At 61.7% G+C, this 20500-nt stretch carries 23 protein-coding genes; 8 read left to right on the top strand and 15 right to left on the bottom strand.

The window, feature by feature from the left end:
* Nucleotides 1–41: 41 nt before the first annotated feature.
* From hemB to RHM60_RS00540, 3 genes are all read right to left on the bottom strand, one after another.
* Entirely contained in the window at nucleotides 42–1016 is a 975-nt protein-coding gene (gene hemB, locus RHM60_RS00550) for a porphobilinogen synthase (protein WP_209980932.1), read from the bottom strand.
* 115 nt (nucleotides 1017–1131) lie between these two features.
* Entirely contained in the window at nucleotides 1132–1962 is an 831-nt protein-coding gene (locus RHM60_RS00545; protein WP_231421738.1) for a PhzF family phenazine biosynthesis protein, read from the bottom strand.
* A gap of 3 nt (nucleotides 1963–1965) precedes the next feature.
* Nucleotides 1966–2664 carry a glutathione S-transferase N-terminal domain-containing protein gene (locus RHM60_RS00540; RefSeq protein WP_231421737.1) on the bottom strand — a complete coding sequence of 233 codons (699 nt, stop codon included), beginning with the start codon at nucleotides 2662–2664 and terminating at the stop codon, nucleotides 1966–1968.
* 253 nt (nucleotides 2665–2917) lie between these two features.
* On the opposite strand from RHM60_RS00540, the gene RHM60_RS00535 reads away from it, so the two are divergent.
* Nucleotides 2918–3619 (top strand): histidine phosphatase family protein, encoded by a 702-nt coding sequence (locus RHM60_RS00535; protein WP_231421736.1) that lies wholly within the window; start codon nucleotides 2918–2920, stop codon nucleotides 3617–3619.
* 58 nt (nucleotides 3620–3677) lie between these two features.
* Nucleotides 3678–4733, top strand: coding sequence for a permease (locus RHM60_RS00530; RefSeq protein WP_231421735.1), 1056 nt, complete (start codon nucleotides 3678–3680; stop codon nucleotides 4731–4733).
* 118 nt (nucleotides 4734–4851) lie between these two features.
* Here RHM60_RS00530 and mnmH read toward each other — a convergent pair whose 3' ends face one another.
* From mnmH to RHM60_RS00510, 4 genes are all read right to left on the bottom strand, one after another.
* Nucleotides 4852–5955, bottom strand: coding sequence for a tRNA 2-selenouridine(34) synthase MnmH (gene mnmH, locus RHM60_RS00525; RefSeq protein ID WP_322213248.1), 1104 nt, complete (start codon nucleotides 5953–5955; stop codon nucleotides 4852–4854).
* Complete coding sequence (gene selD, locus RHM60_RS00520; protein WP_209980919.1) at nucleotides 5955–6989, bottom strand: selenide, water dikinase SelD; 1035 nt, start codon at nucleotides 6987–6989, stop codon at nucleotides 5955–5957. The genes mnmH and selD overlap by 1 nt, the downstream gene beginning before the upstream one ends.
* A gap of 93 nt (nucleotides 6990–7082) precedes the next feature.
* On the bottom strand, nucleotides 7083–7832 hold the full coding sequence (locus RHM60_RS00515; protein WP_209980917.1) for a TerC family protein: 750 nt from the start codon (nucleotides 7830–7832) through the stop codon (nucleotides 7083–7085).
* 28 nt (nucleotides 7833–7860) lie between these two features.
* Nucleotides 7861–8112, bottom strand: a complete 252-nt coding sequence (locus RHM60_RS00510; protein WP_209980915.1) for a hypothetical protein — start codon at nucleotides 8110–8112, stop codon at nucleotides 7861–7863.
* A gap of 134 nt (nucleotides 8113–8246) precedes the next feature.
* Here RHM60_RS00510 and nhaR point away from each other — a divergent pair, with 134 nt between their 5' ends.
* Nucleotides 8247–9149 carry a transcriptional activator NhaR gene (gene nhaR, locus RHM60_RS00505; RefSeq protein WP_209980913.1) on the top strand — a complete coding sequence of 301 codons (903 nt, stop codon included), beginning with the start codon at nucleotides 8247–8249 and terminating at the stop codon, nucleotides 9147–9149.
* 72 nt (nucleotides 9150–9221) lie between these two features.
* Here nhaR and RHM60_RS00500 read toward each other — a convergent pair whose 3' ends face one another.
* Nucleotides 9222–9731, bottom strand: a complete 510-nt coding sequence (locus tag RHM60_RS00500; RefSeq protein WP_057009041.1) for a DUF1993 domain-containing protein — start codon at nucleotides 9729–9731, stop codon at nucleotides 9222–9224.
* A gap of 115 nt (nucleotides 9732–9846) precedes the next feature.
* Between RHM60_RS00500 and RHM60_RS00495 the strand changes: the two genes are divergently transcribed.
* The gene (locus RHM60_RS00495; protein ID WP_322213247.1) at nucleotides 9847–10497 is read left to right on the top strand and encodes a YceH family protein; all 651 of its coding nucleotides are present in this window, start codon (nucleotides 9847–9849) and stop codon (nucleotides 10495–10497) included.
* A gap of 54 nt (nucleotides 10498–10551) precedes the next feature.
* Here the strand turns inward: RHM60_RS00495 and RHM60_RS00490 are convergent, their stop codons facing one another.
* Nucleotides 10552–11370 (bottom strand): shikimate 5-dehydrogenase, encoded by an 819-nt coding sequence (locus tag RHM60_RS00490; RefSeq protein WP_231421730.1) that lies wholly within the window; start codon nucleotides 11368–11370, stop codon nucleotides 10552–10554.
* A 157-nt stretch (nucleotides 11371–11527) separates the two neighbouring features.
* Between RHM60_RS00490 and RHM60_RS00485 the strand changes: the two genes are divergently transcribed.
* The 3 genes from RHM60_RS00485 (at nucleotide 11528) to RHM60_RS00475 (ending at nucleotide 12610) form a co-directional block, all read left to right on the top strand.
* A complete protein-coding gene (locus RHM60_RS00485; protein WP_169896687.1) occupies nucleotides 11528–11902 on the top strand; it encodes a hypothetical protein in 375 nt (124 codons plus the stop codon).
* A gap of 243 nt (nucleotides 11903–12145) precedes the next feature.
* Nucleotides 12146–12340: a hypothetical protein gene (locus RHM60_RS00480; RefSeq protein WP_231421729.1), complete on the top strand. Its 195-nt coding sequence runs from the start codon at nucleotides 12146–12148 to the stop codon at nucleotides 12338–12340.
* A gap of 93 nt (nucleotides 12341–12433) precedes the next feature.
* Complete coding sequence (locus tag RHM60_RS00475; RefSeq protein WP_209980904.1) at nucleotides 12434–12610, top strand: hypothetical protein; 177 nt, start codon at nucleotides 12434–12436, stop codon at nucleotides 12608–12610.
* Here the strand turns inward: RHM60_RS00475 and RHM60_RS00470 are convergent.
* Together RHM60_RS00470 and RHM60_RS00465 are read right to left on the bottom strand one after the other, a co-directional pair.
* Nucleotides 12607–13674 (bottom strand): AI-2E family transporter, encoded by a 1068-nt coding sequence (locus RHM60_RS00470; protein WP_057009037.1) that lies wholly within the window; start codon nucleotides 13672–13674, stop codon nucleotides 12607–12609. The two genes, RHM60_RS00475 and RHM60_RS00470, sit on opposite strands and share 4 nt — an antisense overlap.
* Before the next feature lie 121 nt (nucleotides 13675–13795).
* Nucleotides 13796–15115, bottom strand: coding sequence for a Na+/H+ antiporter family protein (locus RHM60_RS00465; RefSeq protein ID WP_209990255.1), 1320 nt, complete (start codon nucleotides 15113–15115; stop codon nucleotides 13796–13798).
* Between the two features lie 241 nt (nucleotides 15116–15356).
* Here RHM60_RS00465 and RHM60_RS00460 point away from each other — a divergent pair, with 241 nt between their 5' ends.
* Nucleotides 15357–17504, top strand: a complete 2148-nt coding sequence (locus RHM60_RS00460; protein ID WP_209980902.1) for a methyl-accepting chemotaxis protein — start codon at nucleotides 15357–15359, stop codon at nucleotides 17502–17504.
* 307 nt (nucleotides 17505–17811) lie between these two features.
* On the opposite strand, the gene RHM60_RS00455 is transcribed toward RHM60_RS00460, so the two are convergent.
* Genes RHM60_RS00455 through RHM60_RS00440 form a run of 4 tightly spaced genes read right to left on the bottom strand, consistent with a single transcriptional unit; the run spans nucleotide 17812 to nucleotide 20409 of the window.
* Entirely contained in the window at nucleotides 17812–19131 is a 1320-nt protein-coding gene (locus tag RHM60_RS00455; RefSeq protein ID WP_209980900.1) for a sensor histidine kinase, read from the bottom strand.
* Nucleotides 19128–19796 carry a response regulator transcription factor gene (locus RHM60_RS00450; RefSeq protein ID WP_057009034.1) on the bottom strand — a complete coding sequence of 223 codons (669 nt, stop codon included), beginning with the start codon at nucleotides 19794–19796 and terminating at the stop codon, nucleotides 19128–19130. The genes RHM60_RS00455 and RHM60_RS00450 overlap by 4 nt, the downstream gene beginning before the upstream one ends.
* On the bottom strand, nucleotides 19796–20107 hold the full coding sequence (locus RHM60_RS00445; protein WP_209980896.1) for a PepSY domain-containing protein: 312 nt from the start codon (nucleotides 20105–20107) through the stop codon (nucleotides 19796–19798). The genes RHM60_RS00450 and RHM60_RS00445 overlap by 1 nt, the downstream gene beginning before the upstream one ends.
* Nucleotides 20107–20409 (bottom strand): PepSY domain-containing protein, encoded by a 303-nt coding sequence (locus RHM60_RS00440; protein WP_209980894.1) that lies wholly within the window; start codon nucleotides 20407–20409, stop codon nucleotides 20107–20109. The genes RHM60_RS00445 and RHM60_RS00440 overlap by 1 nt, the downstream gene beginning before the upstream one ends.
* Nucleotides 20410–20500: the final 91 nt, after the last annotated feature.

The following is a 20500-nucleotide window of genomic DNA, read 5'->3' as shown; positions in this document are numbered from 1 at the left end:
CACGCGAGCAAGCTCGCTAGCCATGAGAGGTAATGGATGCCTCAAATCCCCGCCAACGCCAACTCCATCGCAAAATACGTAAAAATCAAATCCGCGCCCGCTCTTTTTATCGACCCCAACGTCTCCCGCACCACGCGATCTTCGTCAATCGCACCCGCTTGGGCACCGAACTTGATCATCGCGTACTCACCACTTACCTGATACGCCGCCACCGGCAAGCGCGAGGCTTCGCGGATGTCGCGGATGATGTCGAGGTAGGCGCCTGCTGGCTTGACCATCAATGCGTCCGCGCCTTCCTGTTCATCCAGCAGCGATTCGCGGACGGCTTCGCGGCGGTTCATCGGGTTCATCTGGTAGCTTTTACGGTCGCCCTTGAGGGCGCTGCCGCCGGCTTCGCGGAAGGGGCCGTAGAGGGCCGAGGCGAATTTGGTGGAGTAGGCCATGATCGGGATGTGGGTGAAGCCGGCGTCATCCAGGGCGCGGCGGATGGCCTGGACCTGACCGTCCATCGCGGCTGACGGGGCGATCACATCGGCGCCGGCGCGGGCGGCGGCCACGGCTTGTTTGCCGAGGTTGACCAGGGTCGCATCATTGTCGACATGGGCGCCGTGCATCACACCGCAGTGGCCGTGATCGGTGTATTCGCAGAAGCACGTGTCGGACATCACGATCATTTCCGGCACGGCGTCCTTGATGATCGACGACATGCGCGAGACCAGGCCGCGTTCCTGCCAGGTGTCGCTGCCGTTGGCGTCCAGGTGGTGGGACACGCCGAAGGTCATTACCGACTTGATGCCGGCGCGGGCGTAGCGCTCGATTTCACCGGCAAGCTTCTTCTCGGGGATACGCTGCACGCCCGGCATGCTGGTGATCGGCACGAAGTCGTCGATTTCCTCCTCGACGAAGATCGGCAGCACCAGGTCATTGAGGGTGAATTCGTTTTCCTGGAACAAGCCGCGCAACTGTGGTGAGCGGCGCAGGCGGCGGGGACGGGACTGGGGGAACTGGCTGGTCATGGAACTCCTGAAAAACGGCGGAAACAGTTGGGCAAAAGCTTATGCCCCTTGATTGCACGGCACAAACGCCGAAGGCCCAATAGTCTGTTGCATGGCCTGTAACAATTGCCTTGCGCTAGAGCTGCAAACGCCCGTCGATACACACCGCAACGGCGCCACCGACCCAGATCTCATCGCCCTGGCGTTCGATGTGGATGCGCCCTGCCCTGCCCATCGCCGTGCCCTGGCTGACCACGTAATGTTCAGGCGCCAGGCCCTCACTGAGCAACCATTGTGCGACACCCGCGTTCAGGCTGCCGGTGGCCGGATCTTCCGGAGCGCCGTCGCCCGCGACAAAGGCGCGGACCTCAAACTGAGTGTCGCCCACGTCGCTCGGCGCAATCACGCCGACCGCCAGGCCAAGCAGTTGCGCGTAATCGGGCTGCAGGTCCAGCACGCTCTGTCGGTCGGCCAACATCACAGCTAGCCAACCGGCGCCATTGTCGACCCACTGGCTGCGCAGGATGGCACCGGGCGCCAGGCCCAACCCCAGGCGAACGCGCTCCAGCAATGAAGCCTCCACCTCGCCGGACCGCAACAACGGCGGCGCAATAAACGCCAGTTCGTCGCCCTGGCGCCGGATACGCACCAGGCCGATTTCGCACTCCTGAATGATCTCTTCGCCCTTCGGCACACCGCCGGCCTGCAGCCACGCGTGACAGCTGCCAAGGGTCGGGTGCCCGGCGAACGGCAGTTCCCGCAGGGTGGTGAAGATGCGCACGCGGTAGTCAGCCCTTGGATCGCGTGGCGTCAGCAAAAACGTGGTTTCGCTGAGGTTGGTCCACTTGGCGAAATCGGCCATCTGCTGGTCGGTCAGGCTGTCAGCGCCCAGCACCACCGCCAGCGGGTTGCCCTTGAGCGGCACGCTGCTGAACACATCCAGTTGCTTGAAATCAAAAGTCGGCATGGGTCAGCTCGGTATGCTCAGGCCACGGATCACTGCCGGCCGGGCGACGAAGCCATCCAGCGCGCGCAGTACATTGGGGAAGTCGGCGATGCCCACCACGTCGCCGGACTCATAGAAGCCGATGAGGTTGCGAATCCAGGGGAAGGTTGCGATGTCGGCGATGCTGTAGTCGTCGCCCATGATCCAGGTACGGCCCAGCAGGCGTTTTTCCAGCACCTCGAGCAGGCGCCGTGATTCGGCGGCGTAGCGATCGCGGGGGCGTTTGTCTTCGTAAGCCTTGCCGGCGAACTTGTTGAAGAATCCGAGCTGGCCGAACATCGGGCCGATGCCGCCCATCTGGAACATCAGCCATTGCAGGGTTTCGTAACGGGTGGCCGGGTCTTCGGAGAGCAACCGGCTGGTTTTTTCCGCCAGGTAGATGAGGATCGCGCCGGACTCGAACAACGCCAGCGGCTGGCCGCTGGGGCCATTGGGGTCGATGATGGCGGGAATCTTGTTGTTGGGATTGAGCGACAGGAACTCGGGGGAGAGCTGGTCCTGAGTGTCGAAACTGACCTTGTGCGCCTCATAGGGCAGCCCCAGCTCCTCCAGCATGATCGAGACTTTGACACCGTTGGGCGTGGGCAACGAATACAGCTGCAGGCGTTCGGGGTGCTGGGCGGGCCATTTGGCGTTGATCGGGAAGGCAGCGAGTGGATTCATCGGGAAACCCCTGGGCGGAAACTCACCATCATAGTCATCTGCCCGCCTTCGTGCATGCGTCATCATTGCGCAACAATGGTGCGCTAATCTGCCGCGAGCGCGAACCAAAGTGCCCCGATGCACTCTTAAGTGCGCCCTCTTGGGTGAATGGAGGCACCTTGCTATATCGACAAGGAACACCGCAGCACGCACCAAGCGCCACTGTGGCCGGGCCTGTCGGCCTTAACCTGACGCACGAAGACTCGAACCTATCATGAAGATCAAGCCTCTGCGCCTAGTGCAACGTTTCAAACGCTATTCATACATTATGTTACCGATGCTGTTGGTCAGCGGCGCCATGGTTGCCGTCCTTGACGCCCGTGAAAGCCGCGCGCAGCCGGTGGACGGCGTGCAAACCCTGGTATTTTTGCGCCACGGCGAAAAACCGGCCGGCGGCCTCGGTCAGCTCAATTGCCAGGGCCTTAACCGTGCGATGAACCTGGCCACGGTGCTGCCGGAAAAATTCGGCAAGGCCAATTACGTGTTTGCAGCCAACCCGACGCGCAATATCGAGGAAGGCGAGAAGGATAATTCCTACAGCTACATTCGTCCGCTGATGACCATCAGCCCCAGCGCGATCAAGCTCGGCCTGCCGGTCAACATCAAGTTCTCGGCCAACGACACCAGCGCCCTGGCCGACGAGTTGGTGGAAGACAAGTACCACAACGCGACCATCTATACCGCCTGGTCTCACGGCTATCTGCCGGAACTGATCAACAAGGTGGCCAGCGAAGCGGTGGGCGAGAAGCACACCATCACCGAAGACTGGTCCGGCAGCGATTACGACACCCTCTACGTGCTCACGCTGACCTGGCACAACGGCAAGGCGTCGTTGTTGAGTCGCAACTATAAGCAGGGCCTGAACAACGGCGAGCAAAGCTGCCCGGAAGCGACACAGGTGAGTGCAGATATCTGAAGGTTGAGCGGCAGGGGCGTATGATGCTGCGCTATCGACTCCTCTGCGGATTATCAGCATGTCCAACCTCATCTCCACCCAGCCCAACCGGGGCTGGTCTTTCTGGTGGAAGCCGGCGCTGTTCCTATTGGTGGCCTGTGTCGGCCTCTACTATGTGAAGTGGTCGCCCTACTACTTCAAGGCGTTTGTCGCGGCCGACAACCACAGCATCGGCGCCTCGATTCTCAATGACCAGCAAAGCGCGCCCCTGGCGGCCGCGCTGGCCTACGCCCAGGTGTATTTCCTGGCGATCTGGAAAGCCGCCGTACTGGCGGTGATTCTTGGCTCATTGCTGCAAGTGCTGATCCCCCGTGACTGGCTGCTGCGCCTGTTCGGCCGTGCCGGGCTTGGCTCGACCCTGCGCGGTGGGTTGTTCGCCCTGCCGGGGATGATGTGCAGTTGCTGCGCCGCGCCTGTGGCGGCGGGTATGCGCCGTCAGCAGGTATCGGTGGGCGCGGCGCTGGCGTTCTGGATCGCCAACCCGGTGTTGAACCCGGCCACTCTGGTGTTCATGGGCTTCGTGCTGGGCTGGGGCTTTACCGCGTTGCGGCTGGTGGCAGGGATTGTGCTGGTGGTGGGCGTGTCCCTCGTGGCGCAGCGTATCGCACGCCCCGAGCAGGTGCCGGAGGCCGCGCTGGAAGCTGTGGCCGATGTGAGCACGGTGGACGCGCAACCGTTTCTCGGCCGCTGGCTGCGTACCCTGTGGCAGCTGTTCTGGAGCACCATCCCGGTGTACATCCTGGCGGTGCTGGTCCTGGGCGCGGCACGGGTGTGGCTGTTCCCCCACGTGGACGGCGCAATGGCCAACAGCCTGGTGTGGCTGGTGCCGCTGGCGATTGTCGGCACGCTGTTCGTGATTCCTACGGCGGCGGAGATTCCTATCGTACAAACCATGATGGCCCTTGGCATGGGCACCGGCCCGGCGGTGGCGCTGCTGATGACCCTGCCCAGCGTGAGCCTGCCGTCGCTGTTGATGCTGCGCAAGGATTTCGATGCGCGGGTGCTGGTGACGGTGGCCGGATTGACCATGCTGATCGGGGTGGTCTGTGGCTTGATCGGGGCGGTGATTCTCTAGAATTCGGATGAGGCTGATGGCCCTTTCGCGAGCAAGCCCGCTCCCACATTTTGATCTGTAAATACATCCAAAAGGTGGGAGCGGGCTTGCTCGCGAAGAGGCCCGTCAGACCAACCCTTTAACCGTGCCGTATACCACGCTCGCGCAAATACTCCACGACAGCCCCCTGCTCCCCCGCAAACTCGATCCGTGCACCTTTGCTCTCGCGCTGGAAGGCGTACATCGGGTCGTAGTACTCACGCAACAACCCCTCAATCCACACCCGGTGCAAATGCACCTCGCCACTGCGCGCCTGCTCCGCCAGAGCGTCCTGCAGAATCGCCTGCAACCGCTGGAAGCGTTCGCCGCCCAGGCGCTTGTGGATATTGGCCAGGCTCTGGGTCAGGCGTTCGGCAAACAGCGCCTGGCCCTGCTCGCCAAACACTGTAATGAACTCGGCACACAGGTCCACCACATAGTCGCGCAGGATCCGTTCCACGCGCCCTTCCACGCTGTCTTCCAGCCACACCATCGCAAAGCGCTGCATGCCTTTGTGCAACGGCAGCGGCAACGCACAACTGCCGATCATGCGGCTCTCGTCCTCGACTACGAACTGCTCGACGCCGGCGGCGCGTTTTTTCAGCAGGTCCACCGCCAGGCGATTCTCGAAGTCGATGTTGGACGGTTGCGCCGTGGCGCGCTTGCCGAAGCTGGAGCCGCGATGGTTGGCGTGGCCTTCCAGGTCAAGGGCGTTGTGCAACTGGCCGAGCACCTCGGTCTTGCCGGTGCCGGTCATGCCACCGAGCAGCACGAAATCACACTGGGCAGTCGCTTGCTCGATGGTGTCCACCAGGAACGTACGCATGGCCTTGTAGCCACCGCCGACGCGGGGGTATTCGATGCCGGCTTCGGTCTTCAGCCATTGCTGCACGATCTGCGAGCGCAGCCCGCCGCGAAAGCAGTACAGGTAGCCATGGGGATGGGCCTGGGCGAAGTGCGCCCATTGCTCGATACGCTGAGCCTTGATCGCCCCGGACACCAACGCGTGGCCCAGGACGATTGCGGCTTGCTGGCCCTGCTGCTTGTAGCAGGTGCCGACCCGCTGGCGCTCGTGGTCGGTCATCAGCGGCAGATTGATCACCCCCGGGAACGCGCCCTTGGTGAATTCAACCGGCGCGCGGATGTCCATCATCGGCCGGTCGTTGAGGAAAATGTCGCGGTAATCGGTGATGTCGGCCGCCATCAAATCACCTCGACCGCGTTGGTCTGTCGCTCGAGCAATTCGCCGATTGGCGTAAGGTTCAGGCCCAGCTCCGCCGCCACGGCGTGAAACTCGGCGTCGCCTTCAGGCGTGACGGCGATCAGCAGGCCACCGCTGGTTTGCGGGTCGCACAATACGCGCTTGTGCAGCTCCTGCACGCGCCCAAGCTTTTTCGCGTAGCTGTCGAAATTGCGCAAGGTGCCGCCGGGCACGCAGCCCTGGTCGAGGTAGTATTCCACCCCTGGCAGGCGTGGGACCTTTTCGTATTCGATGCGCGCCGTAAGGCCACTGCCGTCGGCCATTTCCACCAGATGGCCCAACAGACCAAAACCGGTGACGTCGGTCATGGCGGTCACCCCGGCCAACTTGCCAAAGCGGCTGCCCGGTTTGTTGAGGGTGCACATCCAGTCCCGGGCCAGGCCGATATCCGACTCGCGCAGCTTGCCCTTTTTTTCCGCCGTGGTGAGGATACCGATGCCCAGGGGCTTGGTCAGGTACAGCCGGCAACCGGCGGTGGCGGTGTCGTTGCGCTTCATGTGGCGCTTGTGCACCAGGCCCGTAACGGCCAGGCCGAAGATCGGCTCGGGCGCGTCGATCGAGTGACCGCCCGCCAATGGAATGCCGGCTTCGTCGCACACCGAACGGCCGCCACGGATGACTTCGCGAGCCACCTCCGGCGCCAGCACATTGACCGGCCAGCCAAGGATCGCGATGGCCATCAGTGGGTCGCCGCCCATGGCGTAGATATCGCTGATGGCATTGGTGGCGGCGATGCGGCCGAAGTCGAAGGGGTCATCGACAATCGGCATGAAAAAGTCAGTGGTGGAGACCACGCCACGCTCGTCGTCGATGGCGTACACCGCCGCATCGTCGCGCGAGGCGTTGCCCACCCACAGCTTGGGGTCGAGGTTTTGCGCGCCGCTGCCGGCAAGGATCACTTCCAGCACCTGGGGCGAAATCTTGCAGCCACATCCCGCGCCATGGCTGTACTGGGTAAGGCGAATCGGCTCGTTCATGGGAAACCTCAAGCTATCAAGTGGGACGATTCTAGCAGACAGCAAAAGGCCGGCTTGCGCTTGTGAGCGCAGCCGGCCTGTTTGTTTCAGCGCTTACTGACGGGCAGCAAGCAAACGCTTGTGGCGGTTACGCCGGGCGATGTTCAGGCATTCGATCACCGCCGAGAAGGCCATGGCCGCATACACGTAGCCTTTGGGCACATGGGCACCGAAGCCTTCGGCGATCAGCGTCATGCCGATCATGATCAAAAAGCCCAGGGCCAGCATCACCACGGTCGGGTTGTCGTTGATGAACCTGGCCAACGGTTCGGCCGCCACCAGCATCACGATCACCGAGGTCACCACGGCAATGATCATGATCGGCAAGTGTTCGGTCATGCCCACGGCGGTGATGATGCTGTCGATGGAGAACACCAGGTCCAGTAGCAGGATCTGGCCGATGGCCGCGGCAAAACCGATGGTAACGGCGTTGCCGGTGCTGGTCTTTTCCTCTGGCTCCGGGTCCATGCTGTGATGGATCTCGGTGGTCGCCTTCCACACCAGAAACAGGCCACCGGCGATCAGGATCATGTCTTTCCACGAAAACGCCTGGCCGAAGATCTCGAACACCGGGGCCGTCAGTTGCACGATGAACGCGATGGTGCTCAACAGGCCCAGACGCAGGATCAGCGCCATGCTGATACCGATGCGCCGCGCCTTCGCCCGATGTTTCTCCGGCAGTTTGTTGGTGAGGATCGAGATGAAGATCAGGTTGTCGATGCCCAGCACGATTTCCATGACGATCAGGGTCGCCAGGGCGATCCAGGCGGTGGGGCTGGCGGCCAGTTGTAAAAGGTAGTCCATAGGTCAGTCCTGAGGTTGTGCCGGGAAGTTAGGTGTCTTGGGTATTGGAGTCTGACTCGTTTTTTTCCTGATCATCCTTTTTTTGCGGGCTGATCAGGCCTTGTGTCGCTTCGCTCAACGCCTGTTCGGCGGCCTTGTGGGTGTCATCGATGGCCTGCTTGGCCGATTCGGTGGCTTTGCCCAACACCTGCTGTGCACTTTTTTCGACCTGATCACACCCGCTGATCATCACCAATGAAAGCGCAAGCAAGGACGCCGCGCCCAGGGAATTGAGTTTCATGATGCATTCCTCGTTAGAACCAATGGGTCCAGAGAGTGGCCCCGTGATAGCGAGGCATTCTATGCAGGCGGACAGTTCAGTAAAATTCGTATTTTTCTCACGTATACTTCGATTTTCACGAAGTGTAGGTCGCCATGCTCAATTACCGACAACTGCACTACTTCTGGGTGGTGGCCAAGACAGGCAGCATCGTGCGCGCCTGCGAGCAACTGAACCTCACGCCGCAGACCATCAGCGGGCAGATCAGCCTGCTCGAACATACCTATGGCATCGCATTGTTTCAGCGGGTAGGACGCCAGCTGGAACTCACCGAGGCCGGGCGCAAGGCCCTGCCCTACGCCGAACAGATGTTCCAGACCGGCAATGAACTGGAGGCGATGTTGCGTGCGCAACCGGATGAACAGCAGATCCTGTTCCGGGTCGGGGTGGCGGATGTGGTGCCCAAGTCCATTGTTTACCGGCTGATCGCGCCCACCATGGAGTTGAGCGAGCCGCTGCGCATCACCTGCCGCGAAGACAAGCTCGAACGGTTATTGGCAGACCTGGCGATCCAGCGCCTGGACCTGGTGATCTCTGACAGCCCGATGCCGACGCACCTCGACATCAAGGGCTACAGCCAGAAACTGGGCGAATGCGGCATCAGTTTTTTCGCCACCCAGGCCTTGGCCGACCGGCATCCCGGCGCTTTCCCACACTGCTTGCAGGGCGCGCCATTGTTGATTCCGGGCGCGGAGACGGTGGTGCGCAGCCGTTTGCAGCGCTGGTTTGCCGAGCAGCAGATCCAGCCGAAGATCATCGGCGAGTTCGACGACAGCGCTTTGATGCAGGCCTTCGGCCAATCCGGCAGCGGCATATTCATCGCCCCCAGCGTGATTGCCGACGAGGTGGTGCGCCAGTACGGCGTGGCTTTAATTGGCCAGACCGATGCGGTGACCGAGTCGTTCTACGCCATCTCGGTGGAGCGCAAGGTCAAGCACCCCGGCATCGTGGCGATTACCGAAGGCGCACGACGCGAGTTGTTTACCGCCCTGCCCTGACCGCCAACGCAGACACAAAAAAACCGGAGTGGCTCATTGAAGATCCACCCCGGTTTTTTTGTAAATGGCTGCTTAGAACGCGCCCATGTAATCACGCTTGCCCACTTCCACACCGTTATGACGCAGCAGTGCATAGGCCGTAGTGACATGGAAGAAGAACTGCGGCAGGCCGTAGGTCAACAGGTAGGACTGGCCAGTGAAGCGCTTCTCTTTCGGTGTGCCTGGGCGGGTGACGATCTCGATGCCTTCCTTGCCGTCGATCTGCTCGGGCTTGAGGGTGTCGATGAAGGCCAGCACCTTGGCGATCAGCGCTTGCAGGTCGGCGAAGGTGACTTCGTTGTCCTCGTACTTGGGCACGTCGATCTCGGCCAGGCGTGCCGAGACACCCTTGGCGAAGTCGACGGCGATCTGCACCTGGCGCACCAGTGCGAACATGTCCGGGAACAGGCGCGCCTGCAGCAGCGCGTTCGGCTCGATGTTTTTGGCGGTGGCGTGGGCTTCGGCTTTGTTCAGCACATCGCTCAGGGCGCTGAGCATTTGCTTGAAGACCGGGATTGAGGCGGCGTACAGGGAAATAGTCATGACAGTCTCACGGTTATGGCAGGGTTTGAACCAGCGTCGATTATAGGCATGCCAGCCGCTTGTCTTTTATTTTTTCCGGCATAGGCTAGTGCTCTCACTGCATAGGGAAAGCGCGATGACCGCCGAGCACGACACCGACACCCCTGAGCCGCGCCTGAACAGCACGGAAATCCGCATCCTGGGCTGCCTGATCGAAAAACAGGCGACCAACCCGGAAACCTACCCCCTGACCCTCAACGCGCTGGTGCTGGCCTGCAACCAGAAGACCAGCCGCGAGCCGGTGATGAACCTGAGCCCGGGTCAGGTCGGCCAAAGCCTGCGCGTACTCGAAGGTCAGGGCTTTACCCGGCTGGTGATGGGCAGCCGCGCCGACCGCTGGGAACACCGTGTGGAAAAAGCCCTGGAACTAGTGCCGGCCCAGGTGATTCTTATCGGCCTGCTGTTTCTGCGCGGGCCGCAGACGGTCAACGAGTTGCTGACCCGCAGCGGGCGCATGCATGACTTCGAAGACGCCGAGCAGGTGATGCACCAACTCGAACGCCTGATTGCGCGAGGCCTGGCGCTGTTGGTACCGCGCCAGGCGGGGCAGCGCGAAGACCGCTACACCCATGCACTGGGCGACCCGGCGGATATCGAAGTGATCATCGCGGCGCGCGGAAGTCCGGTGGAACGTGGGGCACAGGGCGTCCCGGTCGAGCGCATTGAAGAACTGGAAGCGCGCATTGCGGCCCTTGAAGAGCGCCTGGCACAGTTGGAACGGGCGTAACGCGGTGATCCAGGTGGGAGCAAGCCCCTCCCACATTTGGATCGGCACAGGGCTTCAACCCCGGGCGAAGGCGACTGCCGCCTCGAATTGCTCATTCGTCGGCCGTACGCCGGTGTAAAGCACAAACTGCTCCAGTGCCTGAATCGCGATCACCTCCAGCCCGGTAATCACTCGTTTGCCTTTGGCCCTGCCTCGCAGGATGAACGGCGTTTCGGCAGGAATCGCCACCACATCGAACACCGTGTCCGCGCTATCCACCGCATCGGCGTCAAACGCCAACTGATCCGCTTCCGATCCGCCGGTCATGCCGATCGGGGTCACGTTGATCAGCATCTGCGGGCGCAGTTCGCCCAGGTGCGCCTGCCATTCATAGCCCAGGTTCTGCGCCAGCGCCCGGCCCGCCGCTTCGTTGCGCGCCACGATCACGCCGTTGGCATAGCCGCCATCGCGCAGTGCACTGGCCACAGCTTTGGCCATGCCGCCGCTGCCGCGCAGGGCAAACGTGGAATCCTTGGGCACCGTATGTTTTTTCAGCAGTTGTTCGATGGCGATATAGTCGGTGTTGTACGCCTTGAGATGGCCATCGGTGTTGACGATGGTGTTCAGGGAATCAATGGCTTGAACCGACTCGTCAAGTTCGTCCACCAAGGCAATGGCAGCCTCCTTGAACGGCATGGACACCCCGCAACCGCGTACTCCCAGCGCTCGGATGCCGCCGATCGCGCCGCGCAGATCGCGGCTGCTGAAGGCCTTATAGTAGAAATTCAAGCCCAACTGCTCGTACAGATGGTTATGGAAACGCAGGCCAAAATTTCCGGGACGCGCCGACAGTGACATGCACAGCTGGGTGTCCTTGTTGGGGTGCATCTGCATGGGTAGCTCCTTGAAAGTAAGCAAATCGGTACAGACCTTACACAACCTTTACCTGGCGGCTGTGCTGTTTTTCAGAAATACGTTGTCTTAAAAGTATCCCCGCGACATTACTTGAGTCTATTGATTGCAGACCACAAGCGCAGGGGCTAACCGAGGAATGACCATGATGCGTAAACTCCCCAGGATCGCCTTGCTTATCGGCGCACTCGCAATGGCCGGCCAAGCCTCCGCCCACGGTGGTGGATGGGGTGGCCCTGCCGTCTTGGGTGCACTGGTGGGCGCCGCCGTAGTGGGCTCCGTGGTGGCCAACCAGCCCCGTGAGGTCTATGTGCAACAGCAACCGGTGTATGTGCAACCGCAGCCGGTCTATGCGGCGCCGCCACCGGTCTACTACGCCCCGCCGCCACCGGTGTATGTGCAGCGCGAGGTCTATTATCGCCCGGCGCCGGTCTATTACGGCCCACCGCGCGGCTATTACGGACCTGCCCACTACTACGGTCCTCCCCATGGCTACTACGGCCGCGGCTGGTAAGCGTCATCACCTTGTATGAACAGGCCCCGCCCACACGCGGGGCCTTTTTTTGCGCGCAATTCATGGGGGCTACGTCCGACTCAGCCGCGTGGGGGTCGTTTTGAGGACAGCGACCAACGCGTAATCCCACATCATTGATGTCAAAGTCTGCTTGCTTGACCGGGGCCGGCGCTGGCATGTTGGAGCCACTCACACGCTCATCACCGCGCCTGTCCACCCAATAACAACAAAGGACGACTGACCATGCCCACGCAAAACCCACACCGCACCGCAGGCCTGTGCACATCCAGCAAGGTCTACAACGCATTGACCGAACTCAAGCACCTGGAAGGCCACCGCAACGCGAAGTTCATGGCGTTGCTGGCGGAAAATCTGGTGCGCAAAGGCGTGCTCAGTGAAGCGGAAGTGGTGCACATGCTTGATCAGGTGGTGGAGTAACGCCTGGCGTTGATGACGACTATCGAGACAGATGATTTTTCCCGTGCCTTCATGCCGCTTAAGGTAGCCCCATCATCACGTTTGGAGGTCTGTATGCCCACCACCGTTCACATCATGTCCGTCGTCGGCACCGCCGTTCCCGCCTCCCTGCGCAACAGGGGTCTGCTGGCCTGCTGGTACCTGGTAAGCAACGGCGAGCCCATCAGTGGCCCGCTCCTGTCACTGTCTGACGCAAAACAGCAGCTGCAACAAACGTCGCTTCGCGCTTAAGGCAACGGCAACTTGACCCGCGGCTTGGTCTCCACAAACAGCGCCCAGCTGGACATGAACAGCGCTGCCACCAGCGGACCGATCACGAAGCCGTTGAGGCCAAACACCGACAGACCGCCCAGGGTCGAGATCAGGATCAGGTAGTCCGGCATCTTGGTGTCCTTGCCGACCAGAATCGGGCGCAACACGTTGTCGACCAGGCCGATTACGAACACGCCGAACAGCCCCAGCACCACACCCTGCCAGATCGCCCCGCTGAGCAGGAAGTAAACCGCCACTGGCGCCCAGACAATCCCCGCGCCGACCGCCGGCAACAAAGATAGAAACGCCATCAGCACGGCCCAGAGCAGCGCGCTGGGAATGTCGAGAAACCAGAAAATCAAGCCGCCCAGCGCGCCCTGAGTCACCGCCACCAATACGTTGCCCTTGACCGTCGCCCGCACCACCCGGTTGAACTTCAATTGCAGGCGACGCTTCTGCGGCTCGGCCAGCGGCACCGCGGTACGCACCTTGCGCACCAGCTCCGGGCCATCGCGCAGCAGGAAAAACAGCAGATACAGCATGATGAAAAAGCTCACCAGGAAATCAAACGTACCCTGGCCAAAGCTGAACGCCTGGGACGCAAAAAACTGGCTGCCCTGCATCGCGCCCTTGACGATCTTTTCGCGCAGCCCCTCCAGATTGCCCATGCCAAACCGGTCCAGCAGGTGCTGGAAGTAAGGCGGCAGGAAGTTCTTGAACTGCTCGATATAACCGGCCACATCCAGCTTGCCGCTTTCGATGTTCTTGTACAGCGTGGCGCCCTCCTGCACGAGCAGGGCGCTGGTGATGATCACCGGCAGGATCGCGATCACCAGACACGCCGTCAACGTGGTCAGGGACGTAAGGTTGCGGTTCCAGCCGAATTTCGTCTGCACGCGGCGCTGCATGGGCGCAAAGATGATGCCGAGGATCACTGCCCAGAACACCGCGCCGTAGAACGGCAGCAATATCCAGATGAACGCCACGGTCACCAGGACCAGCATCAGCAGCAGGGTTTTGAATTGAAGGTTGGTCGCGTTCATGTCCGGTCCGTGTGAAAAAAGCGGGGTGCATCCTGCTGCTTAGTCCGCAGCGAATCCTGCGAGTGCCATCTTTGTTGCACTGAGCGTAGCCGCCGTACATCGGTCGATGGCGGCGTTCGCCTCAGAGGGTCATCGCGGCGATCCAGCCGAAGGCCAGCAACGGGATGTTGTAGTGCAGAAAGGTCGGCACCACGGTGTCCCAGATATGGTGATGCTGGCCGTCGATGTTCAGGCCGGAGGTCGGGCCGAGGGTGGAGTCGGAGGCAGGCGAACCGGCGTCGCCCAGCGCGCCGGCCGTGCCGACGATGCACACGATGGCCAGCGGACTGAAGCCCAGTTGCACGCACAGCGGCACGAAGATCGCTGCGAGAATCGGCACCGTGGAAAACGACGAGCCAATGCCCATGGTCACCAGCAGGCCCACCAGCAGCATCAACAACGCCCCCACCCCACGGCTGTGGCCGATGAAGGCCGCCGAGGTTTCCACCAGCGAGCGCACGTCACCGGTGGCCTTGAGCACTTCGGCAAAGCCCGACGAGGCGATCATGATGAAGCCGATCATCGCCATCATTTTCATACCTTCGGTGAACAGATCATCGGTTTCGCGCCAGCGCACGATGCCCGATACCGAGAAGATCAGGAACCCGGCCAAAGCGCCGATGATCATCGAATCCAGCCACAACTGAATGATGAACGCCGAGGCAATCGCCAGGCCGGCCACCAGCAGGGTCAGCGGGTTGTATTGCACGGCCACCTGCTCGACACGCTCGATTTTCTCGAGGTCATACACGCGCTTTTTGCGGTAGCTGACAAACACGGCCACCAGCAGGCCGACCACCATGCCCAGTGCCGGCAGGCCCATGGCGTGGGTGACGTTGACCTGGCTTACGTCCACCCCGCTCTTGGCCACGTTGGCCAGCAGGATCTGGTTGAGAAAGATATTGCCGAAGCCCACTGGCAAGAACATGTACGGCGTGATCAGGCCGAAAGTCATCACGCAGGCGATCAGGCGGCGGTCCAGTTGCAGCTTGGTCAGCACATACAGCAACGGAGGCACCAGCAACGGGATGAACGCGATATGGATCGGCAGGATGTTCTGCGAGGCAATCGCCACCACCCACAGCAGTCCGATCAACAGCCATTTGACGTGGCTGCCACCAGTGGCTTCCTGGCGATCGACCAGCATCAGCGCTTTGTCCGCCAGCGCATGGGCCAAGCCGGATTTGGCAATCGCCACCGCGAAAGCACCGAGCAATGCGTAGGACAGGGCCACGGTCGCACCGCCACCCAAGCCGCCGTTGAACGCCTGAAGCGTGGCCTCGATGCCCAGGCCACCGGTCAAGCCGCCCACCAGCGCGCCAATAATGATGGCGATGACCACATGCACGCGGGACAGGCTGAGCACCAGCATGGTGCCGACCGCGGCGATGACTGCGTTAATCATGGTTACCTCAAGCAGAAACATAAAAAGACAGGCATGCCCGCGCGCGCAGCCAATGAATAGGGCGGCCGGAGAACAGGCGTCAAGGAGGTCTTGTTAGAGGGCGCGCACTTTGCAGCAGGCAGGGCCGCATGTCAAAAAACGGCGCCGTTTTCAGGCTCGATGGATCAGTTGAATAAAGAATCTTTCGCCGCAGCCGACACAGTAGTTCTCTGTGCCTTCAGGTTAAGGATGCTTTTTGATGTCCCTTAGACAACTGTCCATTCAATGGAAAATCACCCTGCTCGCCGGTTTGTGCCTGCTGGGCATCGTCACCCTGCTCGTGGGCCTGTCGCTGTATCGCATGGAACACAGTTCGGCACAGGTCAAGGCGGCCAGCATGCAAATGCTGGATGAGGCGGCGCAGGCTCGCATCGAGGCACAGGGTGAGGGACAGGCACTGAACATTCGCCGGCAGTTCATGGACGCCTACCAGTACGGCCACGGTTTTTCCCGTCAGGTACTGTTCCTGCGCGAACAGGCCGAAAAACGTTTTCTCGACGCCTTCGACACGCGCGAAGACCTGACCCGGCAGGTCAAGGCCGCATTGCAGGCCAACCCCGATCTGCTCGGCCTGTCCCTGGTGTTCGAAAGCAATGCACTGGACGGCAAGGATGAGCTGTTCGCCAATCAGGCCGAACTGGGCAGCAATGAAAAGGGACGTTTCGCGCTGTACTGGTCGCAACCGACACCGGGCAAGATCACCTCCATGGCGCTGCCGGAAAGCGACATGGCCGATGTTTCCGTCGGCCCCAGTGGCGAGAAGGCCAACGCCTGGTTCACGTGCCCGCGCACCACCCTCAAACCTTGCGTGATCGAACCGTATTTTTATGTGATCGACGGGCAAAACGTGCTGATGACCAGCATCGTGTTTCCGCTGATGGTCGATGGCAAGGTCGTCGCTTCACTGTCGGTGGACATCAACCTCAACAGCCTGCAGGCGGTGAGCCAGCAGGCCAGCCAGAAACTGTATGACGGCCAGACCCAGGTCAGTATCCTCAGCCCCACCGGTGTGCTCGCCGGCTACAGCCCGGATGCGAGCAAGCTCAGCCAACGCCTGGACCAGGTCGACCGCACCAGCGGCGCGCAACTGATCAGCGCACTCGCCGGAAGCACCCAGGTACGCAGCCTGCGCGCCGATCATCAATTGAAAGTGCTCGCGCCGTTCACCCCCATTCCAGACGGCAAACCCTGGGGCGTGTTGCTGGATGTGCCGGAAAAAGTCCTGATGGGCCCGGCCGAAGCGCTGAAGGCGCAACTGGATGCCGACAACGCCCGCGGCACCTGGCTGGAGTTAAGCCTGGGCCTGCTGGCCGCCGTGCTCGGCCTGATCCTGGTGTGGCTGATGGCCCGCAGCGTGACGCGGCCGATCCTCGGTGTGGCGCGCATGCTGGAAGATATCGCCAGCGGCGAAGGCGACCTGACCCGCCGCCTGGCCTACGCCAAACAGGATGAGCTGGGGCAACTGGCCGGCTGGTTCAACCGTTTCCTCGACAAGCTGCAACCGATTATTGCCGAGGTCAAACGCTCGGTGCAGGACGCCCGCGGCACCGCTGACCAATCCGCCGCGATTGCCACTCAGACCAGCGCCGGCATGGAACAGCAGTATCGCCAGGTCGATCAGGTGGCCACCGCCTCCCATGAGATGAGCGCCACCGCGCAGGACGTGGCCCGCAGTGCCGCTCAGGCCGCCCAGGCCGCACGCGATGCCGACCAGGCGACCCGCGAAGGCCTGACGGTGATCGACCGCACCACGCGTAATATCGGTGAGCTTGCCGCTGATATGAGCACCGCCATGGCTCAGGTCGAAGGCCTGGCCGTCAACAGCGAGAAAATCGGCTCGGTGCTGGAAGTGATTCGCGCCATTGCCGAGCAGACCAACCTGCTGGCGCTGAACGCTGCCATTGAGGCCGCCCGCGCCGGTGAGGCCGGTCGCGGCTTTGCGGTGGTGGCCGACGAAGTGCGCAACCTGGCGCGACGCACTCAGGAGTCGGTGGAAGAAACCCGGCGGGTGATCGAGCAGTTGCAAGGCGGCACTGAAACCGTGGTGGGCGCCATGGGCAACAGCTATCGCCAGGCCCAGGGCAGCGTCGAACAGGTCGGCCAGGCGGTGACCGCACTGCGTCAGATTGGCGAGGCGGTCACGGTGATCAGCGACATGAACCTGCAGATCGCCAGCGCCGCAGAAGAACAAAGCGCGGTGGCCGAGGAGATCAACAGCAACGTGGCGACGATCCGGGATGTCACCGAATCCTTGTCGGAGCAGGCCAATGAGTCGGCGCGGGTGAGCCAGGCATTGAACAGCCTGGCCAATCAGCAACAGGGGTTGATGGATCAGTTCAGGGTGTAAGCCTCAGGAGGCAACGGCACCAGCAGCCTCCGTGGCGAGCGGGCTTGCCCTAATGCCGTTCAGTTAAGCGCAGATTCCCTGTGGCGAGCAGGCTTGTCCTGCGTTGGGCTGCGCAGCAGCCCCAGGCGCTGAGCCGTATCAGGTACACCGCGTTTTGCTCGATGGGGGGCGCTTCGCACCCCAACGCGGGGCAAGCCCGCTCGCCACAACAAGCCTGCTCACCACTGGGATGTGGCTGCCTGAAATAGCGCGTACGCAGTCATTACTTCAGCTTGAGCGCTTCCCCCGCACCTTGGTTTTTGGCAACTCAGGAATGGCGTTTGGGTAGCTCGATCAGTACCTTCAGGCCACCCAATTCGGATTCCTGCAACTGCAACACCCCTCCCCACACCTCGGCGATATCACGCACGATGCCCAGGCCCAGGCCGTGGCCGTCGATCTGTTCGTCCAGGCGGGTACCACGGCTCAGCACTTGCTGCCGCTGGGCCTCGGGAATACCCGGGCCGTCATCTTCCACGGCCAGCAGGTAACTCTTTTCGGTTTCGCTGATCGTCAGCCGTACGTCGGCATCCGCCCATTTGCAGGCGTTGTCCAGCAGGTTGCCGAGCAGCTCCAGCAAATCTTCGCGGTCCCACGGCAGTTGCAGTCCGGGAGCAACCTGGTAGCTCAGGCCCAGGTGTTCGCCGTGGATCATGTTCAAGGTGGCGAGCAGGCCCGGCAGCTCCTGTTCACAGTCAAACAATGCACCCGGCAGGGTTTCGCCGGCCAGGCGCGCGCGGTTGAGCTCACGGTTAAGGCGTTGTTGCACCTGCTCAAGCTGATCACGCAGCAGTTTGCTTAACTGCGGGTGCTCCCTGAGCGCCTCGCTCGACGCCGCACTCAGCATCACGGCCAACGGCGTTTTCAGCGCGTGGCCAAGGTTGCCCAAAGCATTGCGTGAACGCTTGAGGCTGTCTTCGGTGTGGGCCAGCAGGTGGTTGATCTGCGCCACCAACGGCTCCAGCTCCAGCGGCACCTGGGTGTCCAGTTGCGAGCGCTGGCCTTGTTGCAGTTGGGCGATCTGGTTACGCGCGGTTTCCAGCGGGCGCAAGGCTCGGCGCACAGTGACCCGTTGCAGCACCAGCACCAACAACAAGGCCGCCAGCCCCATCACCAGACCGATCTGACGCATCAGCCGAAAGCTTTCGCGCACCGGCGTGTAGTCCTGGGCCACGCTGATGGAAATCGACTGGCCAAAGCGTTTGTAATCCGAACGCAATACCAGCAGTTGCTGGCCTTCCGGCCCCAACTGCAGGTTACCCTTCAGACCGGTCTCGGGCAGCCTGGGCAGTTCCTGGTCCCACAGTGAACGGGAACGCCAGTGTGTTTCGGCAAAATCGATACGGAAATAATGCCCCGAAAAGGGCCGCTGATAGGCCGGCGACAGGCGTTGCTCATCCAGCTGCACGCCGCCCGGCCCGCGCACCAGCGCCACCAGCAGGTTCTCGCTGTCGTTACGCAGACCGGCTTCCAGGTAGCGCTGCAATCCGGCCTCGAACAACCATAGGCTGGTTTGCGCCAGCACCACGCCGACGATCACCATCACGCTGATCAACCCCAGGCTCAGGCGCCGCTGGATCGACCTCATGCAGGGCTGGCGCCAAACCGGTAACCCTGGCCGCGCCGGGTTTCGATCACGCTGCGACCCAACTTGCGACGCAGGTGATTGACGTGCACTTCCAGCACATTGGAGTCGCGCTCCGTCTCACCGTCATACAGGTGCTCGGCCAGATGGCTTTTCGACAGGATCTGTTCGGGGTGCAGCATGAAATAGCGCAGCAGGCGGAATTCCGCGGCGGTCAGCTGGATTTCCTCACCGTCGCGCAGCACGCACTGGCGGCCTTCATCCAGATGCAGACCGGCCGCTTGCAAGGTCGGCTGGTTCGCGTGCCCATGGGAGCGACGCAACAGCGCCTGGATGCGCAGGTGCAGTTCTTCAGGGTGAAAGGGCTTGCTCAGGTAATCGTCGGCGCCGGCCTTGAGCCCTTCGATGCGTTCGGCCCAGGAGTCGCGGGCGGTCAGAATCAGTACCGGCGTGGCCAATGCCGCTGCACGCCACTGCGCCAGTACGTCGAGCCCGGGCAGGCCCGGCAGGCCAAGGTCGAGGATGATCAGGTCATAGGGTTCGCTGCGGCCCTGATACACGGCGTCGCGCCCATCGGCCAGCCAGTCGACCGCGTAACCCTGACGCTGCAGGCCAGCCAGCAGTTCATCGGCCAGCGGTACGTTGTCTTCCACCAGTAGCAGGCGCATCAGTCTTCCTTATCTTTGATCAGCACACCGGTGGTGGCGTCGAGTTTGATTTCGCGCACCACGCCGTCAGTCGTCACCAGTTCGACTTCATAAGCATACTCGCCGTGCTTTTTCTCAAGCTCCGCTTCCAACAGTCTGGACCCGGGATGCCGCGCCATCGCCTGCTGCAGCAGTTGCTCCAGCGGCAGGATCACTCCCTGCTGGCGCAGCGCCAGCGCTTCGTCCTGGTTGAGGTCGCGGGCGGCCAGGCTTGAGCAGAAGGCCAGGAGCACCAGCACTGCCAGACTCGCGACGCGTCGATATACCGTCATTACGTATCCTGATGATTCTTGAGAACGTGCCCGGAGAGCGCGTCCAGTTCAACGTCCCATTCGACGCCATGGGCATCCTCGATCTCGACCTCATAGATGTACCGGCCATAGTGCTCGTCCAGGTCGGTGTCCAACAGGGTCGAACCCGGATGCAAAGCCAGCGCCGTGGCTTCAAGCTGATCGAAGGCGACAATGGTAACAGCGCCGGGCACATTCGGTGGTTTGTCGGGGTTCACTGCCCACGCCTGCACCGCAAACGCAGCGATGATACCGGCGGCGACCAGCGCTGTGGGGCGCTTCATGATGAGTCTCCGTTTCAGGATGTATTTCCTACATCTGCGACGGTACGCGCTGCAACTTAACTCAAACTGAATTGCCACCATGGCAATTTTC

Origin of the sequence: Pseudomonas sp. MH9.3 (assembly GCF_034354675.1) — a bacterium.
Taxonomy (GTDB): domain Bacteria; phylum Pseudomonadota; class Gammaproteobacteria; order Pseudomonadales; family Pseudomonadaceae; genus Aquipseudomonas.
This window is presented reverse-complemented; position numbering and strand designations above follow the sequence as displayed.